The organism is Pseudoalteromonas luteoviolacea S2607 (assembly GCF_001625575.1).
Taxonomy (GTDB): domain Bacteria; phylum Pseudomonadota; class Gammaproteobacteria; order Enterobacterales; family Alteromonadaceae; genus Pseudoalteromonas; species Pseudoalteromonas luteoviolacea_E.
The window spans coordinates 220,873-235,511 of the sequence record NZ_AUXV01000034.1 but is presented as its reverse complement, the minus strand read 5'-3'; the positions used below and the strand labels follow the sequence as shown (position 1 = coordinate 235,511).

The 14,639-nt window shown below is 43.4% G+C and carries 17 protein-coding genes; 13 read left to right on the top strand and 4 right to left on the bottom strand.

Annotated elements, in window-relative coordinates; translation table 11 throughout:
• The first annotated feature begins 65 nt into the window (after positions 1–65).
• Entirely contained in the window at positions 66–923 is an 858-nt protein-coding gene (tesB, locus tag N480_RS16090) for an acyl-CoA thioesterase II (RefSeq protein WP_063373474.1), read from the top strand.
• 17 nt (positions 924–940) lie between these two features.
• On the opposite strand, the gene plsB is transcribed toward tesB, so the two are convergent.
• Positions 941–3,367 carry a glycerol-3-phosphate 1-O-acyltransferase PlsB gene (gene plsB, locus N480_RS16085; RefSeq protein WP_063373473.1) on the bottom strand — a complete coding sequence of 809 codons (2,427 nt, stop codon included), beginning with the start codon at positions 3,365–3,367 and terminating at the stop codon, positions 941–943.
• Between the two features lie 499 nt (positions 3,368–3,866).
• On the opposite strand from plsB, the gene rpsJ reads away from it, so the two are divergent.
• The 12 genes from rpsJ (at position 3,867) to N480_RS16025 (ending at position 11,144) form a co-directional block, all read left to right on the top strand.
• A complete protein-coding gene (gene rpsJ / locus N480_RS16080; RefSeq protein ID WP_005495349.1) occupies positions 3,867–4,178 on the top strand; it encodes a 30S ribosomal protein S10 in 312 nt (103 codons plus the stop codon).
• Positions 4,179–4,205: 27 nt separating this feature from the next.
• Complete coding sequence (gene rplC / locus N480_RS16075; RefSeq protein WP_010376387.1) at positions 4,206–4,841, top strand: 50S ribosomal protein L3; 636 nt, start codon at positions 4,206–4,208, stop codon at positions 4,839–4,841.
• 17 nt (positions 4,842–4,858) lie between these two features.
• Complete coding sequence (gene rplD, locus N480_RS16070; RefSeq protein ID WP_023398458.1) at positions 4,859–5,461, top strand: 50S ribosomal protein L4; 603 nt, start codon at positions 4,859–4,861, stop codon at positions 5,459–5,461.
• A complete protein-coding gene (gene rplW, locus N480_RS16065; protein ID WP_023398457.1) occupies positions 5,458–5,760 on the top strand; it encodes a 50S ribosomal protein L23 in 303 nt (100 codons plus the stop codon). Before rplD ends, rplW begins: the two co-directional genes overlap by 4 nt.
• A 17-nt stretch (positions 5,761–5,777) precedes the next feature.
• Positions 5,778–6,602, top strand: a complete 825-nt coding sequence (gene rplB / locus N480_RS16060) for a 50S ribosomal protein L2 (RefSeq protein WP_023398456.1) — start codon at positions 5,778–5,780, stop codon at positions 6,600–6,602.
• A 16-nt stretch (positions 6,603–6,618) separates the two neighbouring features.
• Entirely contained in the window at positions 6,619–6,897 is a 279-nt protein-coding gene (gene rpsS, locus N480_RS16055; RefSeq protein ID WP_010367084.1) for a 30S ribosomal protein S19, read from the top strand.
• A gap of 12 nt (positions 6,898–6,909) precedes the next feature.
• Positions 6,910–7,242, top strand: coding sequence for a 50S ribosomal protein L22 (gene rplV, locus N480_RS16050; RefSeq protein ID WP_010386167.1), 333 nt, complete (start codon positions 6,910–6,912; stop codon positions 7,240–7,242).
• 12 nt (positions 7,243–7,254) lie between these two features.
• Entirely contained in the window at positions 7,255–7,956 is a 702-nt protein-coding gene (gene rpsC, locus N480_RS16045; protein WP_023398455.1) for a 30S ribosomal protein S3, read from the top strand.
• A 13-nt stretch (positions 7,957–7,969) separates the two neighbouring features.
• Positions 7,970–8,383 (top strand): 50S ribosomal protein L16, encoded by a 414-nt coding sequence (gene rplP, locus N480_RS16040; RefSeq protein ID WP_023398454.1) that lies wholly within the window; start codon positions 7,970–7,972, stop codon positions 8,381–8,383.
• A complete protein-coding gene (rpmC, locus tag N480_RS16035) occupies positions 8,383–8,574 on the top strand; it encodes a 50S ribosomal protein L29 (protein WP_063373472.1) in 192 nt (63 codons plus the stop codon). The genes rplP and rpmC overlap by 1 nt, the downstream gene beginning before the upstream one ends.
• Positions 8,574–8,831, top strand: a complete 258-nt coding sequence (gene rpsQ / locus N480_RS16030; RefSeq protein ID WP_023398452.1) for a 30S ribosomal protein S17 — start codon at positions 8,574–8,576, stop codon at positions 8,829–8,831. The genes rpmC and rpsQ overlap by 1 nt, the downstream gene beginning before the upstream one ends.
• Positions 8,832–9,191: 360 nt before the next feature.
• Positions 9,192–11,144: a discoidin domain-containing protein gene (locus N480_RS16025; protein ID WP_063373471.1), complete on the top strand. Its 1,953-nt coding sequence runs from the start codon at positions 9,192–9,194 to the stop codon at positions 11,142–11,144.
• A gap of 339 nt (positions 11,145–11,483) precedes the next feature.
• Here the strand turns inward: N480_RS16025 and N480_RS16020 are convergent, their stop codons facing one another.
• The 3 genes from N480_RS16020 to hemN form a co-directional block, all read right to left on the bottom strand.
• The gene (locus N480_RS16020; RefSeq protein WP_063373470.1) at positions 11,484–11,774 is read right to left on the bottom strand and encodes a hypothetical protein; all 291 of its coding nucleotides are present in this window, start codon (positions 11,772–11,774) and stop codon (positions 11,484–11,486) included.
• 130 nt (positions 11,775–11,904) lie between these two features.
• A complete protein-coding gene (locus tag N480_RS16015; protein ID WP_063373469.1) occupies positions 11,905–12,708 on the bottom strand; it encodes a hypothetical protein in 804 nt (267 codons plus the stop codon).
• A gap of 438 nt (positions 12,709–13,146) precedes the next feature.
• Positions 13,147–14,517: an oxygen-independent coproporphyrinogen III oxidase gene (gene hemN, locus N480_RS16010; RefSeq protein WP_063373507.1), complete on the bottom strand. Its 1,371-nt coding sequence runs from the start codon at positions 14,515–14,517 to the stop codon at positions 13,147–13,149.
• Between the last annotated feature and the right edge of the window lie 122 nt (positions 14,518–14,639).

Sequence of the window (14,639 nt, the reverse complement as noted above, 5' to 3'; positions counted from 1 at the left end):
TCATTTAAAAGTAGATTAGTGTATTATTATCAGTAATTGCAGTAACTACAATGATGAGGTGGGCAATGAGTCAAGTGCTACAGGACTTACTTGATTTATTAAGTTTGGAAGAAATCGAGCAGGGTATCTATCGCGGTCAGAGTCAAGATCTTGGTTTTCCTCAAGTATTTGGTGGTCAAGTCATGGGGCAAGCGCTATCCGCGGCGAAATATACGCTTCCAGAAGGACGTTATGTTAATTCATTGCATTCTTATTTCTTACGCCCAGGCGATGCAAGTAAGCCTATTGTCTATGATGTTGAAAATATCCGCGATGGCCGCAGCTTCAGCACGCGCAGAGTGAGTGCAATTCAGTACGGTAAACCAATCTTCTATATGACTGCCTCATTCCAAGGTGATGAACCTGGGATGTCTCACCAGAGCGAGATGCCGACAGTGCCTGAGCCAGAAACGCTCAAGTCTGCATTGCAGTTTTACCAGGATAACGCGGAGCTGATCCCAGAGTCTCTAAGACCTAAGTTTACACAGGAAATGCCATTAGATATGCGACCGGTCAATTTCCAAAACCCATTTCAGCCGCAAAAAGCACCGGCTATACGCCATGTGTGGTTCAAAGCCAATGGTAAAATGCCAGATGAAAGACGTATTCATAATTATCTTTTGGCATATGCCTCGGACTTTGAGTTTTTACCAACGGCATTACAGCCACATGGGCTCTCTTTTATGCAGCCAAATATGCAAGTGGCGACCATAGATCATGCGATGTGGTTCCATCGTCCATTTAGGTTGGATGATTGGATGCTTTATAGTGTGGACAGTCCAAGTGCCAGCAACGGTAGAGGTTTGGTTCGCGGACAGTTTTTCAACCGCAAGGGCGAGTTAGTCGCGTCGACCATTCAAGAGGGTGTAATGCGCCAGCGCTAGGCACTGACGCATTATTGTTAAAGTGTATCGTGAATAGATTGCCAGATCCGTGCTGGCAATAAATCATTCAGATGTTGCTGCAACAAGTTCAATGGAGCTGCTGCACTGATAGTTTGTTGTTCGGAGATGGCAATATACTCTTGCTCTTTCAAGGTGTTGATAAAGTTGCTCAGTACCTTTTTATCGAAGAATTCAGGGCTTTTGATACCGTGCAGTGTGCCTAAGCGATTGGCTAATATTTCACTTTCACTTTCCAACTCAGTTCGCTTTATATCCTGATGTTTTAAGATCAAACTACTGGTGATGGCATAGCGCTCTAGCGTTAGGTGACACACTTTACCTAGCATTTCTAGCTTAGTAAGTGCACTGTTGTCTTTGTTGGTGATAGCTTGAAAGCCATCAAAAGTAATTAAGTTGTGCTCAGCAAAACTATTGAGTATGTCTTTGATATAACCTTCGCGCATAGGCGTCAAAAACCATTCTTTCGCAAAAAGCGGATACAGTGCCGCGAGCTTTTCTTCGCACGCTTCAAGTGTTACCTCGTAGCGATTAAAGAGCATTTGTGCAATCACGCTTGGGACTGCGAATAAATGCAAAATATTATTACGATAGTAGTTGAATAGTGTACGTTCCTGTTCTTTTATCGTAATGATGTCGCCTAAACCATCTTGTAGCACTTCGAGCTTTTCTAGTCTAAGCGCATGCTCAAGCAAGGCTTCCGCATCTTCACTAGGCTGTGTGACGTAATCACTGTACTTTGCTTGCTTTTGCAAAGCCATATAAAAGCGCAGTTGTTCAATGAGCTTCTGTCTACTAAGCGCAAATTGTTCATTGCTGAGCAAGATAGTTGCGACCAAATTAATCACATTCAACGCGGCACTGGCATTGATATTCGTCATGATCTGATCCGCTACATTGGCCACTTGACCGTTGAGCCACTGAGGTTTGGGGGCTTCATCAGCAGAGATTGACTGACGCCAATCTGGTTGATGCTCATTTAAGTACTGGTTAAGGTGTATGGGTTGGCCAAAGTTTAAGTAGCCTCGTCCATAATTTCTTAGGTTTTTTATTGCCTTAAATACGCCGAGTACGGACTCATTTTTCTTCGTATTTCCTGCCAGTTCTTTGAGGTAGGTATTTATTTCCATCACATGCTCATAGCCGATATAGACAGGCACAATGGAAATAGGCCGATCGATACCGCGCAGCATTGATTGCATTGTCATGGCGAGCATACCGGTTTTAGGTGGTAACAGTCTACCTGTGCGGCTACGACCGCCCTCAGTATAGAATTTCACTGAGTAACCTTTGATAAACAGCTGGCTAAGGTATTCTTTGAATACCGTTGAGTAAAGTTTATTACCGGCAAAAGAGCGACGTATGAAGAATGCGCCTGAGCGTCTAAAAATTCCACCCGCAGGGAAGAAATTAAGATTTACCCCCGCTGCGATATGAGGTGGCACCAACCCTTGATGGTAAATTACGTAGGTCAAAAGTAAGTAATCCATGTGGCTGCGGTGACACGGGACATAGATTATTTCATGGCCTTTATCAGCTAAAGCACGCACCTCATCGGCATTTTTTACCTCAATACCATTGTAGAGTTTATTCCATAGCCAAGTTAAAACACGGTCGGCCACTCTGACCATGGCATCTGAATAATTGGCAGCAATTTCATCTAGTAATTCTTGGGCGTTGAGGCGAGCTTCGTGGTGGCTCAAACCTTTTGCTTTGGCCTCCTCTGCAATGGCTTTCTTGATGCTTGGCGCGGCTAAGATTGAGTTAAACAACGCTTCTCTAGAAGGCAACTTTGGCCCCGTGGCTGCGAGTTGTTGGCGACGAAAGTGCACACGGGCTACACGCAATAATTTTTGAGGGAGTTCTTCAACATCAGCCTTGTCATTCATTAATTGCTCCACTGCAATCGGAGCCGAGAAGCGAACTAAATTATCACGTCCGGAAAATAACAAGACAAAACTTTTCCTAAGCCAGCTCGGGGTGAGCGAGTGGCCTAATAAGGTGGCAAGTCCCGGCTTTTCCTTACCTGGGTCTCTGCCCCAAAAAACCGAAACCGGCAGGATCTGTGCTTTGATAGTTGGGTTTGCTTTCAATGCGTGAAAGATTTCTTTACTCAGCTGCAAAGCATTGCTGGGTTTAGCGGTTTTGGAAAATAGTGGCGTTGGGTTTTGCATTGCAATAAATCGCGGCACTTCGGCACTGCCGATTGTTTGCTTTTGCATAGGGCTTGGCAGACCAAGCTGTTTACACATACGGTCCAACGCTGCGAGATCTGCATGAGAATTTAATCGCGTCACGTAAAAAGTGGGCAGACTAGGATCGAGACTAAACTGTGAAACGGGGTCTTCCGGTAACAGTTTACTTTTAACTAGGAGCCAATTTGTCCACCGAGCGAGCACATTGAGGCTTTGTGATAATAAGCGCATACGCAGTACCAAGTATTAATTTTTGCAATAGAATATCAGGGATTAACTGGACTGACCATTGTCCAGAGGGTTCATGCAGAGCCTAGATAATGCGCTGAGGCCCCACGTTTATGTTATTTATGTTGGTGTTTCGCCTTAAACTCTGTCGATAAGTATAGTACGAGGTTGAACACGCTGAGTAAGTATGACGCTAAAATAAGCAGATAATTTATTTTGTCAGCGGTGTTTTTAGCATTGACGGTTAAGTGGTGGCTATGCGAAAAAATTATTGCATTTAGTTGTTGCATTTATCACCAGTATCCTTATAATGTGCGAACTTTCTCGGCTTTTGGCCGCTGAAAGTTAAATGAAAAGTCTGGATTTCAGACTATTAAACAGGAACTCCGATTTGGAGTTCGATGGTAGAAATAAAAGAACAACCGACTTCTTAGGTATTTTAAGATAGTTTCGGCGGTTTTTTTATGCTCTTTTTAAATGCTCTTTTAATTGAGGTTTAAGAATGTCAAATCAACGCATTCGTATTCGCCTAAAAGCTTTTGACCACCGTTTGATTGACCAATCAACGGCGGAAATCGTGGAAACTGCGAAGCGCACTGGTGCTCAGGTACGTGGTCCAATCCCACTACCTACACGTTTTGAGCGTTTCACTGTATTGATCTCTCCGCACGTAAACAAAGACGCGCGTGATCAGTATGAAATCCGCACCCATAAACGTCTGATCGACATCGTAGAACCAACTGACAAGACTGTAGACGCTCTAATGCGCCTAGACCTTGCTGCTGGTGTTGATGTTCAAATCAGCCTGGGTTAATCGAAAGATTAGAGAGGTTTTAGGAAAATGGCATTAGGTCTAGTCGGTCGTAAAGTGGGTATGACACGTATCTTCACTGAAGATGGTGTATCTATCCCTGTGACAGTTATCGAAGCGACGCCTAACCGTGTAACTCAGATTAAATCTGACGCTACAGACGGTTATAACGCGCTTCAAGTTACTGCAGGCGAGAAAAAAGCAAGCCGTGTAAACAAACCAGCAGCGGGTCACTTCGCTAAAGCTGGCGTTGAAGCGGGTCGTGGCCTGTGGGAATTCCGTCTTAACGGCGGAGAAGGTGAGTTTGAAGTAGGTTCAGAACTAACTGTTGAACTTTTCACTGAAGTGAAAAAAGTAGACGTTACTGGTACTTCAAAAGGTAAAGGTTTCCAAGGTGGTGTTAAGCGCTGGAACTTCAGCATGCAAGACGCTACACACGGTAACTCTCTATCTCACCGTGCTCCTGGTTCAATCGGTCAAAACCAGTCTCCTGGTAAAGTTTTCAAAGGTAAGAAAATGGCCGGTCAAATGGGTAATGTTCGTTCTACGACACAGAACCTTGAACTAGTTCGTGTTGACGCTGAGCGTAACCTGCTTTTAGTTAAAGGTGCAGTACCTGGCGCTATCGGCGGCGACGTTATCGTTAAACCTGCTGTTAAAGCATAAGTCCTGGAGATTTAGTGATGGAATTAGCAATTAAAGGCGCTGGTGCGCTTGAAGTTTCCGAAGCTACTTTTGGACGTGAGTTTAACGAAGCATTAGTACACCAAGTAGTTGTTGCTTACGCAGCAGGTGCTCGTCAAGGTACTAAAGCTCAGAAGACGCGTTCTGAAGTACGTGGTGGTGGTAAGAAACCATTCCGCCAAAAAGGTACTGGCCGTGCACGTGCTGGTACAATCCGCAGCCCAATCTGGCGCAGCGGTGGTGTGAGCTTTGCAGCTAAGCCGCAAGATCACAGCCAAAAAGTTAACCGTAAGATGTATCGCGGTGCGATCAAGAGCATCTTATCTGAACTAGTTCGTCAAGAGCGTCTTGTTGTTGTTGAAAACTTCGGTTTAGAAGCACCTAAGACAAAAGAACTAGTAGCTAAGCTTAAAGAGCTTGAGCTAAAAGACGTATTAATCGTGACTGAAGAAGTAGATGAGAATCTATTCCTTTCATCTCGTAACCTGTACAAGGTTGATACTCGTGACGTAGCTGGCATCGACCCAGTAAGCCTAATCGCTTTCGATAAGGTTCTAATTACTGCTGGTGCTGTGAAGCAACTTGAGGAGTCATTAGCATGATCAGTGAAGAACGTCTTTTAAAAGTAATTCTTGCTCCACACATCTCTGAGAAAAGCACTATCTCTGCTGAAGCGAACAACACTATCGTGTTCAAAGTAGCAAAAGATGCAAACAAAGCTGAAGTTAAAGCAGCTGTTGAAAAGCTTTTTGAAGTAGAAGTAACTGGTGTTCGCACTCTAAATGTTAAGGGTAAAACAAAGCGTACAGGCATGCGTTTCGGCCGTCGTTCAGACTGGAAGAAAGCCTACGTTACTCTTAAAGAAGGCAGCGAGCTAGACTTTGTCGGCGGCGCCGAGTAATAAGGGGAGTTAGAATTATGGCACTTCAAAAGTGTAAACCAACTTCTGCGGGTCGTCGTCACGTCGTTAAAGTGGTTAACCCTGATCTACACAAGGGTAAGCCATACGCTCCGCTACTAGAGAAGAACTCTAAATCAGGTGGTCGTAACAACAACGGTCGTATCACGGTTCGTCACATCGGTGGTGGTCACAAGCATCACTATCGTGTAATCGACTTTAAACGCACTAAAGATGGCATTCCAGCTGTTGTTGAGCGTCTAGAGTATGATCCAAACCGTAGCGCAAACATCGCTCTTGTATTATATGCAGACGGTGAGCGTCGTTACATCATCGCACCTAAAGGTGTTAAAGCAGGTGATGCAATCCAGTCTGGTGTTGATGCACCAATCAAAGCTGGTAACACATTACCAATGCGTAACATCCCAGTAGGTACTACAGTACACAATGTTGAGCTTAAGCCTGGTAAAGGTGCTCAGATTGCACGTTCTGCTGGTGCATATGTACAGATCCTAGCGCGTGAAGGCCAGTACGTGACTCTACGTCTACGTTCAGGTGAAATGCGTAAAGTTGAAGCGGATTGTCGCGCAACTATCGGTGAAGTAGGTAACGCTGAACACATGCTACGTTCACTAGGTAAAGCTGGTGCTAACCGTTGGCGTGGTATCCGTCCTACAGTTCGTGGTGTTGCCATGAACCCGATTGACCACCCACACGGTGGTGGTGAAGGTCGTACATCTGGTGGTCGTCACCCTGTGTCTCCATGGGGTAAGCCTACTAAAGGTGCTAAGACACGTAAGAACAAGCGTACTGATAAATTTATCGTACGTCGTCGTACTAAGTAATAGTTGAGGAATTGCCATGCCACGTTCTCTCAAGAAGGGTCCATTCATTGACCTACACTTGCTGAAGAAGGTAGAGAAGGCGTTGGAAAGCGGTGACAAGAAGCCTATCAAGACTTGGAGCCGTCGTTCAATGATCATCCCTAACATGATCGGATTGACCATCGCTGTCCATAATGGTCGTCAGCACGTACCTGTATTCGTTACAGACGAAATGATCGGTCACAAACTAGGTGAATTTGCACCTACACGTACTTACCGCGGTCACGCTGCGGATAAGAAAGCTAAAAAGCGTTAATCGGAGGGTATGATGGAAGCATTAGCTAAACACAAATTCGCCTCTGGTTCGGCGCAAAAAGCACGTCTAGTTGCTGATCAGATCCGCGGACTTCCGGTTGATCGCGCGCTAGAAATCCTAGCGTATAGCCCGAAGAAAGCGGCTGTATTGGTTAAAAAAGTACTTGAGTCTGCTATCGCTAACGCGGAGCACAACGAAGGTGCTGACATTGATGAGCTTAAAGTGGCTAAAGTATTTGTAGACGAAGGTCCTACAATGAAACGTATTATGCCACGTGCTAAAGGACGCGCAGACCGCATCCTTAAGCGTTCAAGCCACATCACTGTTGTGGTTTCAGATAGCTAGGAGATATAAGTAATGGGACAAAAAGTTCATCCTACTGGTATTCGCCTAGGTATCTCAAAGCCTTGGGTATCTACTTGGTACGCGAATACAAAAGATTTCTCTGAGCAGCTTTTTGGCGATCACAAAGTGCGTCAATACCTTACTAAGGAATTGAAAAACGCTTCTGTGTCTAAAATCGTTATTGAGCGTCCAGCTAAATCTATCCGTGTAACAATTCACACAGCTCGTCCTGGTGTTGTTATCGGTAAAAAAGGTGAAGACGTTGAAAAGCTTCGCCAAGCTGTAACTAAGCTTGCTGGTGTACCTGCACAAATCAACATTGCAGAAGTACGTAAGCCAGAGCTAGATGCACAATTAGTTGCTGACGGTATCTCTTCACAGCTAGAGCGTCGTGTTATGTTCCGTCGTGCTATGAAGCGCGCAGTTCAAAATGCAATGCGTCTAGGTGCTAAAGGTATCAAGGTTGAAGTTAGCGGTCGTCTAGGCGGCGCTGAAATCGCACGTTCTGAGTGGTACCGTGAAGGTCGTGTACCTCTACACACTCTACGTGCTGATATCGATTACGCTACTTCAGAAGCTTTGACTACTTACGGCATCATCGGTGTTAAAGTTTGGATCTTCAAAGGCGAAGTTATCGGTGGTCTTCCACTGAAACAAGAGCAAGAGAAGCCAGCTAAACGTGCACCGAAGAAAGCTAAGAAAAGTGCTAAGTAAGAGGTAGCGACTAATGTTACAGCCAAAACGTACAAAATTCCGCAAGGTACACAAAGGCCGCAACCGTGGTCTTGCTACTAGCGGTAACAAAGTTAGCTTCGGTTCTTTCGGCTTGAAAGCGACTGGCCGTGGCCGTATGACTGCTCGTCAAATCGAAGCAGCTCGTCGTGCTATGACGCGTCACATCAAGCGTCAAGGTAAAATCTGGATTCGTGTATTCCCAGATAAGCCGATTACAGAGAAACCGCTTGAAGTTCGTATGGGTAAAGGTAAAGGTTCTGTTGAATACTGGGTTGCTGAAATTCAGCCTGGTAAAGTACTTTACGAGATGGAAGGTGTTTCAGAAGAGCTTGCTCGTGAAGCATTCGACCTAGCTGCTCGTAAATTACCTTTCAAAACAACATTTGTAACTCGGACGGTAATGTAATGAAAGCTAGCGAATTGAAAGACAAAAGCGTAGAAGAGCTTAAAGCTGAACTTCTAGAGCTTCTTCGTGAGCAGTTCAACCTGCGCATGCAAGCGAGCACTGGTCAGCTAGCTCAAACTCACGAGCTGAAAAAAGTACGTCGCAGTATTGCGCGTGTTAAAACGGTTATCAACCAGAAGGCAGGTGCATAATGAGCGATAAAATCCGTACTCTTCAAGGTCGTGTAGTTAGCGACAAAATGGATAAGTCAATCGTTGTTGCTATCGAGCGTCAGGTTAAACACCCGATCTACGGTAAATTCATCAAGCGTACAACTAAGTTGCACGCACACGATGAAAACAACACAGCACTAGCAGGTGACGTCGTGACTATTCGCGAATGTGCGCCAATCTCTAAGAAAAAATCTTGGACGCTAGTTGACGTGATTGAACGTCCTAAGAAAGCTTAATTTTTAATTAAGTTTACTTATAAAAACCCCAGCTTCGGCTGGGGTTTTTGTTTTTTAATGGTTTTAAAATAATCCCGATATTAAGCTTTTTACCTTCCACACCTTATCTTAAAAATACTCAAAACCTTTCTAACTTAATAATATTTCATTATTTTTTATGATTTCAGTCATGTTAATATTCTATTTGTTGACGCCCTAGTCATGCATATAAATACATTTATATGCGGATTTGGTAGCTTCTAGTTAGATTGGGTTATTCAATAGTTCCAACATAATAAGTTCAACGAAACGGGCAATGCCATGAAGTGATATTCATCTATGTTGCCCACGCCTCTACTCTCATCTATAAAGGATCTAGTTATGCTTAAATCAATTGGCTTAGCATCCCTGTTAACTGCTATGACGCCTGTCGCGCAGGCTTTTACGTTAATTGAAAATGTCTCCATTACGGACCAGACAATCACCATTCCTATTAATGGTTATCATGACCCAATTATCATTCCGTCTGTGCCCACTTTTAACGATAAGGAGCCTGGTGTTGTTTCTATTTCTAACGTGACTGCGAGTAGCTTTGACGTTCAATTTAAAGAGTGGTCATACTTAGACGGGATTCACGGTGAAGAATATGTGTCGTTTTTAGTGGTTGAAAAGGGACGCCACCACTTAGAAGATGGCAGTGTGTGGGAGGCTGGAGAGCTGACGCTTGGTACTGGCTCGAAACACCAGTTCTTTAGTGAGAGCTTTGCCCATGCGCCTCATGTTTTTGTCAGTGGCCAAACCCAAAATGACCCTGATGCATACTCACTTAGAGTATCGAGTACTTCTCAACAAACATTTGGCATTAGTCTCAATGAACAAGAAGCTGGTAATGCACATGTTGAGGAGTCTATTGGCTATTTAGCTGTGTACAACAAGGTAAATAGCGGCACGACAAATGATGGGACGCCATTTAACCTGACCCAAGAAGCGATTAACGAAGCGGGGTTTCAGAAGTTACAGGGCAAGTTGTTGCTGCAAGAAGAGCAATCAAGAGACTCAGAGACCAGTCATTTGCTAGAGATGGTCAGCATTTTGTCAATGAAAAACAATCTGTTTGCCCAAGATAATACCCATTATGGTAAAGACACCATGTCTCTGCGTTTATCAACTTCGGACACATTTACAGTGGTACCGGGGGAGACCAGTGGACAATACGGCAACATCGCACTCATAGGCACAAATGGTTTAACGGAATCATCGTACAGCTCAAGTCACAATTATGCAGCTGACAGTGCTTCGGGCGCGTTTGATGGGTATAACTCCTCCACCAAGATTAACGCTGATGCAGCGGCTAAAATCAAACGTGGTATTTGGTTGACTACGCTTGCCCAAGAGCATTGGCTGCAAGTGAGCTTTAATTCTTCTGCCTATATCACGGCGTTCAGAGTGATGTTGTACTCTGCCGCTTCCAATCCAGGTATGGGCGTTAAAGATGTCACACTGCAAGTTTCGAACGACAATGTTAACTTTGTTGACCATGAGTCATTCTCGTTGGTGAAAAGTCTAGATCAAACGATTGAACTATCGCAACCTGCGGTTGGTAAGTTTGTTCGACTGAAGATACACAATACACAAGGTCACAGTTATCGTGTCATAGGAGAGTTAGAGTACTTTGGTGGCTTTGTAAACTCGGGTGATGATGTCACTCCACCAACAGAGCCAGAACCATCATTGGGTACTACGTGTGCGTCTATTAAACAGCAAGATCCAACAGCAAGCTCAGGCATGTATGAGATTGACCCAGATGGAGAGGGCGGCGTTGCCCCATTTTATGCGCACTGTGAAATGACCGCTAATGGTGGAGGCTGGACCTTAGTCGCGCACCACAAAGATGGCTTGGATAATATTGCCGTAAGTTTGCCACTGAGCCTAAATGAACTAGGTGTTCTTCCCAGCGAGCAATGGCAAGCAATACAGAAAAACATGACCACAGGTATGATGTTTGTGGATGAACATGGCAAAGTTTCTCAGTTAAATAAAGATAAGCTCGAGAGTGCAAACTGTGTCGCTTTATCACAAACTACCGACCTCAGTCAGCCACCGGTACCGTATGACATTGGTATGATTTGGTTGCAAGAAGGCTCTGGATGCAGTGCTTCGGGGCTAGACTACTCGTTCATCAGCTTAAGTACAAAATCAACGAGCCGAGGTGATGGGTATACACGTATCGGTGCGGCGTTGTATCAACATAATGTGAAGTTCGATCAATGGCCATATAGCAGCGGAGCGTATAGCGGCGCAGAGCAAGACACGCTGTATTATTACGTAAAATAGACATCGTATAGAAATTGCGCCGAGAAGTCGGCAAAATTAGCGTTAAGCCCCGGCTGATACTCGGGGCTTTACTTTATGTACGCCACTATCTTGGTATTGGTTTTAAAAGTGGCCGTTTCATAAGATGACAACTGCTCTTATTTACCGAAGGTAAAGTCAGCACTCGGTATTTCGCCCCTTTACCACCACGCATTCACTATGCTCATTCTTTGTCCCTGAATAATAGTTATATACTGCCAGTGAACCTAAAATGGTCCTTATAAATACAGAGGCAATGCTGTTGCGTTTAGATCCTTTATAAGTACATGCCTTAAAGTGAACAGGCAGAAAGCGCTGTGGTTATGGTTCACGATTTATTAGTTTCAGATCTAGATACTTTAAATACAGTAATGCTGCGATACCGCCAGCTAGAGGCAGTGTGATAAAGCTTGCCCATCCACTCACATAAAAGCTGACGAGTAACATGGTTATGTCAGTGCCTAACAACTCACAGGGGATATCACTGCGCTCATTGACAATGCAGTTTAACTGGCTAGATATAATTTCAGCTAGTAAAAGGGCAACTAATGGGGCGATGGCAATACATGCCATAATAATAGATAAGGCTAAAAGCCGTCTTTGGCTAAACATAAATTCCATCCTTGTTCGTTTTATGCACCCATTGTCTGATAGGGACCAAGAGAGATCAAGTCAACCTGTAGAGTGTCTAAGGTTGAATGAGAAAGAGGTGGGGAGCGCTCACTCCCCTTTAGTGAATCACTTAGCTTGAAGGTGGTGTAGTACAGTCTGGTGAGAACCAGAAATCATCAGATGCGGACGTCCACTCATCGCCACAGACACCTAATTGCTCGCCTTCCACGTCGGCACAGGCATCATGATTCAAGCAATCTTGTGTATATTGGCCGTCGCCAAACATAGGACAGCCAGCGCCGCAGCGAGCCGCACAGAAGCCGTGACCACCTACTTTATAGCGCTGGGTTTTAACACCAACATAGGTAACATCCCAAATAGCGGTTTTGTACTTGCCCATATAAGGACAAAGATCTGTCCATCCTTGAGCCGAGAAGTCTTGCTCAATCGTTTGCTCTAGAGGCATACCTACTGGATAAGTAGAAAGAAACTCAAAAAACTTGAATAGAACGATTTTTGATTCTTTGTCCAGTTTAGTTTGAGCATTTAAAATATCTTCGACATGATTTTGAGAATCACGAAAAATACGGGTTAATGAACTTTTTAGCTTTTCGCTATTAATCAACTTTTTGTTATTAATGTCAAAACCAGAAATGTCGACCGTTTTATTTACATTATCTAGTTTTAAGTTGAAAGTGTTCCCATTAAAAGTAATAGAACTGCTTATTTGGTTATTAAGGTCATCAGAGAGGTTAAATTTAACAGTATTATCTTTGTTAGATATTGTATTCTTTAGTGAACTCGCATTTAGGGTTGTTTCGAAGTAACCGCTCACTCCGTAATCTTCACTTTGAATTGTTATACCTTCGTTTGCATTTGATACATTACTGCCAAGAGTACAGAGTGCGAATGCAATTGCAGCTAGTTTTTTCATAATAAATCCTTTTTGTTATTTTCAAAATTAGGAATGTTATTCCTGTGTTCGTAAATTGAACAAAAGCACTTTATTTTAAGTTGTGTTAATGTGTCAATACTGTTTATTTTTTGTGACCTTGTGTTGTTTTAAACTTATTAATAATAACGTTGTATATCATTATATTTTTGTCATTGAAGTATTATTGTTGATAGTAATATATCTTTTAACTTCAGTCTTCTATGGCTGTGAATTTGATGAATTAAAAACATTTGTTAGATTTATTAAAATGAATTTATTAGGTTCATAGCGATTTTGTAAATGAAAATTATTTTATAGAGTAGCGCAAGAGCGTACGTACTTTGCTTTCAAGAACTGTGATATGGGTAAGGAGTATGTCGCTTGTATGTGGGGGAGGGGGTTGACCGCAAATAAGCTGAGCAATTTGCGGCAACCAATTTAAATAACACGAGAGAAGCGTGTATTTTTGATCTGTTGTTGTAGGTATGCATCAAAGCTCATACATATAATGCGGATAAATAAAGTCCCGCGAGCTGTAACCGCGATGGTGTTATTGTCACTTACCACGAGCCCATCATCAATCAGTGGCTGTAACGACTGCAATGAATCTGCGAAGTAGGCATCAAAGTCAATATTAAATGCACTGCTAATGGCAAGCTTGTCTAACTCAAAATGACAAATTAATTGTTTAATAACATGTGCTCTTAACACATCGTCCTGCGTAAGTGTGACACCTTTACATATGGCGCTTCGCTGGTCGGTGATAGTAGCGTAATAGGTTTTTAAATCTTTTTCATTTTGCAGTATTGCATTGCCTATTTGTGAGATAGAAGAAACACCGAGCCCTAATAAATCACAATTTCCATGTGTGGTATAACCTTGAAAGTTACGGTGCAATTGGTTCTCACGCTGCGCGATGGCAAGTTCATCATCGTGTTTTGCAAAATGATCCATACCAATATACTGGTAGCCAGCCTCTGTCATTTGCGCCAATGCATTTTTGAATATTTGTAGCTTTTGTTCTGCAGAGGGCATATCTTGCTCTTTCAATTTACGTTGAGCCGCAAACCTGTCTGGTAAATGGGCGTAGTTAAACAGAGAGACTCTATCAGGAGATAGATTGATAAGTTGCGCGATGGTTTCTCGATAGCTTTCGGGTGATTGGTGTGGCAGGCCATAAATCATATCCATATTAATGGATTTAAACCCTAGGGTACGAGCCTGATGTAATATATTGAGTACTTCGTCTATTTGCTGTGGGCGATTCACAGCAGCTTGAACTTGATCATTAAAATCTTGTACGCCAAACGAAACCCTGTTGAAGCGTAAATCTCTCAGCGTAACCAACATATTGTCTGCCAGCGATCTAGGGTCAATTTCAATACTACGCTGCGCCTGATCAGAAATCGTGAAATGCTGCTCTATCGTATTGATTAAACGCGTCATTTGCGCTTCTGTGAGAAATGTTGGGGTGCCGCCTCCGAGGTGGAGCTGTTCCACGCGATATGCCTTGAAAAGGGCAGCTTGTGATTCAATTTCTGCACACAAGTGATCTAAATACACATCCGCTTTAGATTGATGGCGGGTAATGATCTTGTTGCAGCCACAGTAATAACAAAGCTGATGACAAAACGGAATGTGTATATAGAGAGACAATGCTCGACTTGTGGAGCTTTTGACAGCCTCCGATAATGCTTGTTGATCATACCCAGATGTTAGTGATAAGGCTGTTGGATAAGATGTGTATCTAGGGCCAGAAATATTGTATTTTTTGATAAGGGAGTCTTCCCAAAAAGGTAGTTTAATCACGATCGCACTCAAATTAAATGACACACCATGAATTATAATTGCGCGGGCTAAAGTAAAGTTTGATCTGACTCAAGTGGGCGATTAGTAGACAAATGTAAGGCGATTAGCCTTACATTTGTTAC

Bases quoted from the DNA above. Each gene is read 5' to 3' on its own strand.
- N480_RS16015 (WP_063373469.1), bottom strand. From the start codon at position 12,708: ATGAAAAAACTAGCTGCAATTGCATTCGCACTCTGTACTCTTGGCAGT.
- plsB (WP_063373473.1), bottom strand. From the start codon at position 3,367: ATGCGCTTATTATCACAAAGCCTCAATGTGCTCGCTCGGTGGACAAAT.
- rpsS (WP_010367084.1), top strand. From the start codon at position 6,619: ATGCCACGTTCTCTCAAGAAGGGTCCATTCATTGACCTACACTTGCTG.
- rpsC (WP_023398455.1), top strand. From the start codon at position 7,255: ATGGGACAAAAAGTTCATCCTACTGGTATTCGCCTAGGTATCTCAAAG.
- rplD (WP_023398458.1), top strand. From the start codon at position 4,859: ATGGAATTAGCAATTAAAGGCGCTGGTGCGCTTGAAGTTTCCGAAGCT.
- rpsQ (WP_023398452.1), top strand. From the start codon at position 8,574: ATGAGCGATAAAATCCGTACTCTTCAAGGTCGTGTAGTTAGCGACAAA.
- N480_RS16020 (WP_063373470.1), bottom strand. From the start codon at position 11,774: ATGTTTAGCCAAAGACGGCTTTTAGCCTTATCTATTATTATGGCATGT.
- rplV (WP_010386167.1), top strand. From the start codon at position 6,910: ATGGAAGCATTAGCTAAACACAAATTCGCCTCTGGTTCGGCGCAAAAA.
- N480_RS16025 (WP_063373471.1), top strand. From the start codon at position 9,192: ATGCTTAAATCAATTGGCTTAGCATCCCTGTTAACTGCTATGACGCCT.
- rplB (WP_023398456.1), top strand. From the start codon at position 5,778: ATGGCACTTCAAAAGTGTAAACCAACTTCTGCGGGTCGTCGTCACGTC.
- rplP (WP_023398454.1), top strand. From the start codon at position 7,970: ATGTTACAGCCAAAACGTACAAAATTCCGCAAGGTACACAAAGGCCGC.
- rplW (WP_023398457.1), top strand. From the start codon at position 5,458: ATGATCAGTGAAGAACGTCTTTTAAAAGTAATTCTTGCTCCACACATC.
- rplC (WP_010376387.1), top strand. From the start codon at position 4,206: ATGGCATTAGGTCTAGTCGGTCGTAAAGTGGGTATGACACGTATCTTC.
- rpsJ (WP_005495349.1), top strand. From the start codon at position 3,867: ATGTCAAATCAACGCATTCGTATTCGCCTAAAAGCTTTTGACCACCGT.
- tesB (WP_063373474.1), top strand. From the start codon at position 66: ATGAGTCAAGTGCTACAGGACTTACTTGATTTATTAAGTTTGGAAGAA.
- rpmC (WP_063373472.1), top strand. From the start codon at position 8,383: ATGAAAGCTAGCGAATTGAAAGACAAAAGCGTAGAAGAGCTTAAAGCT.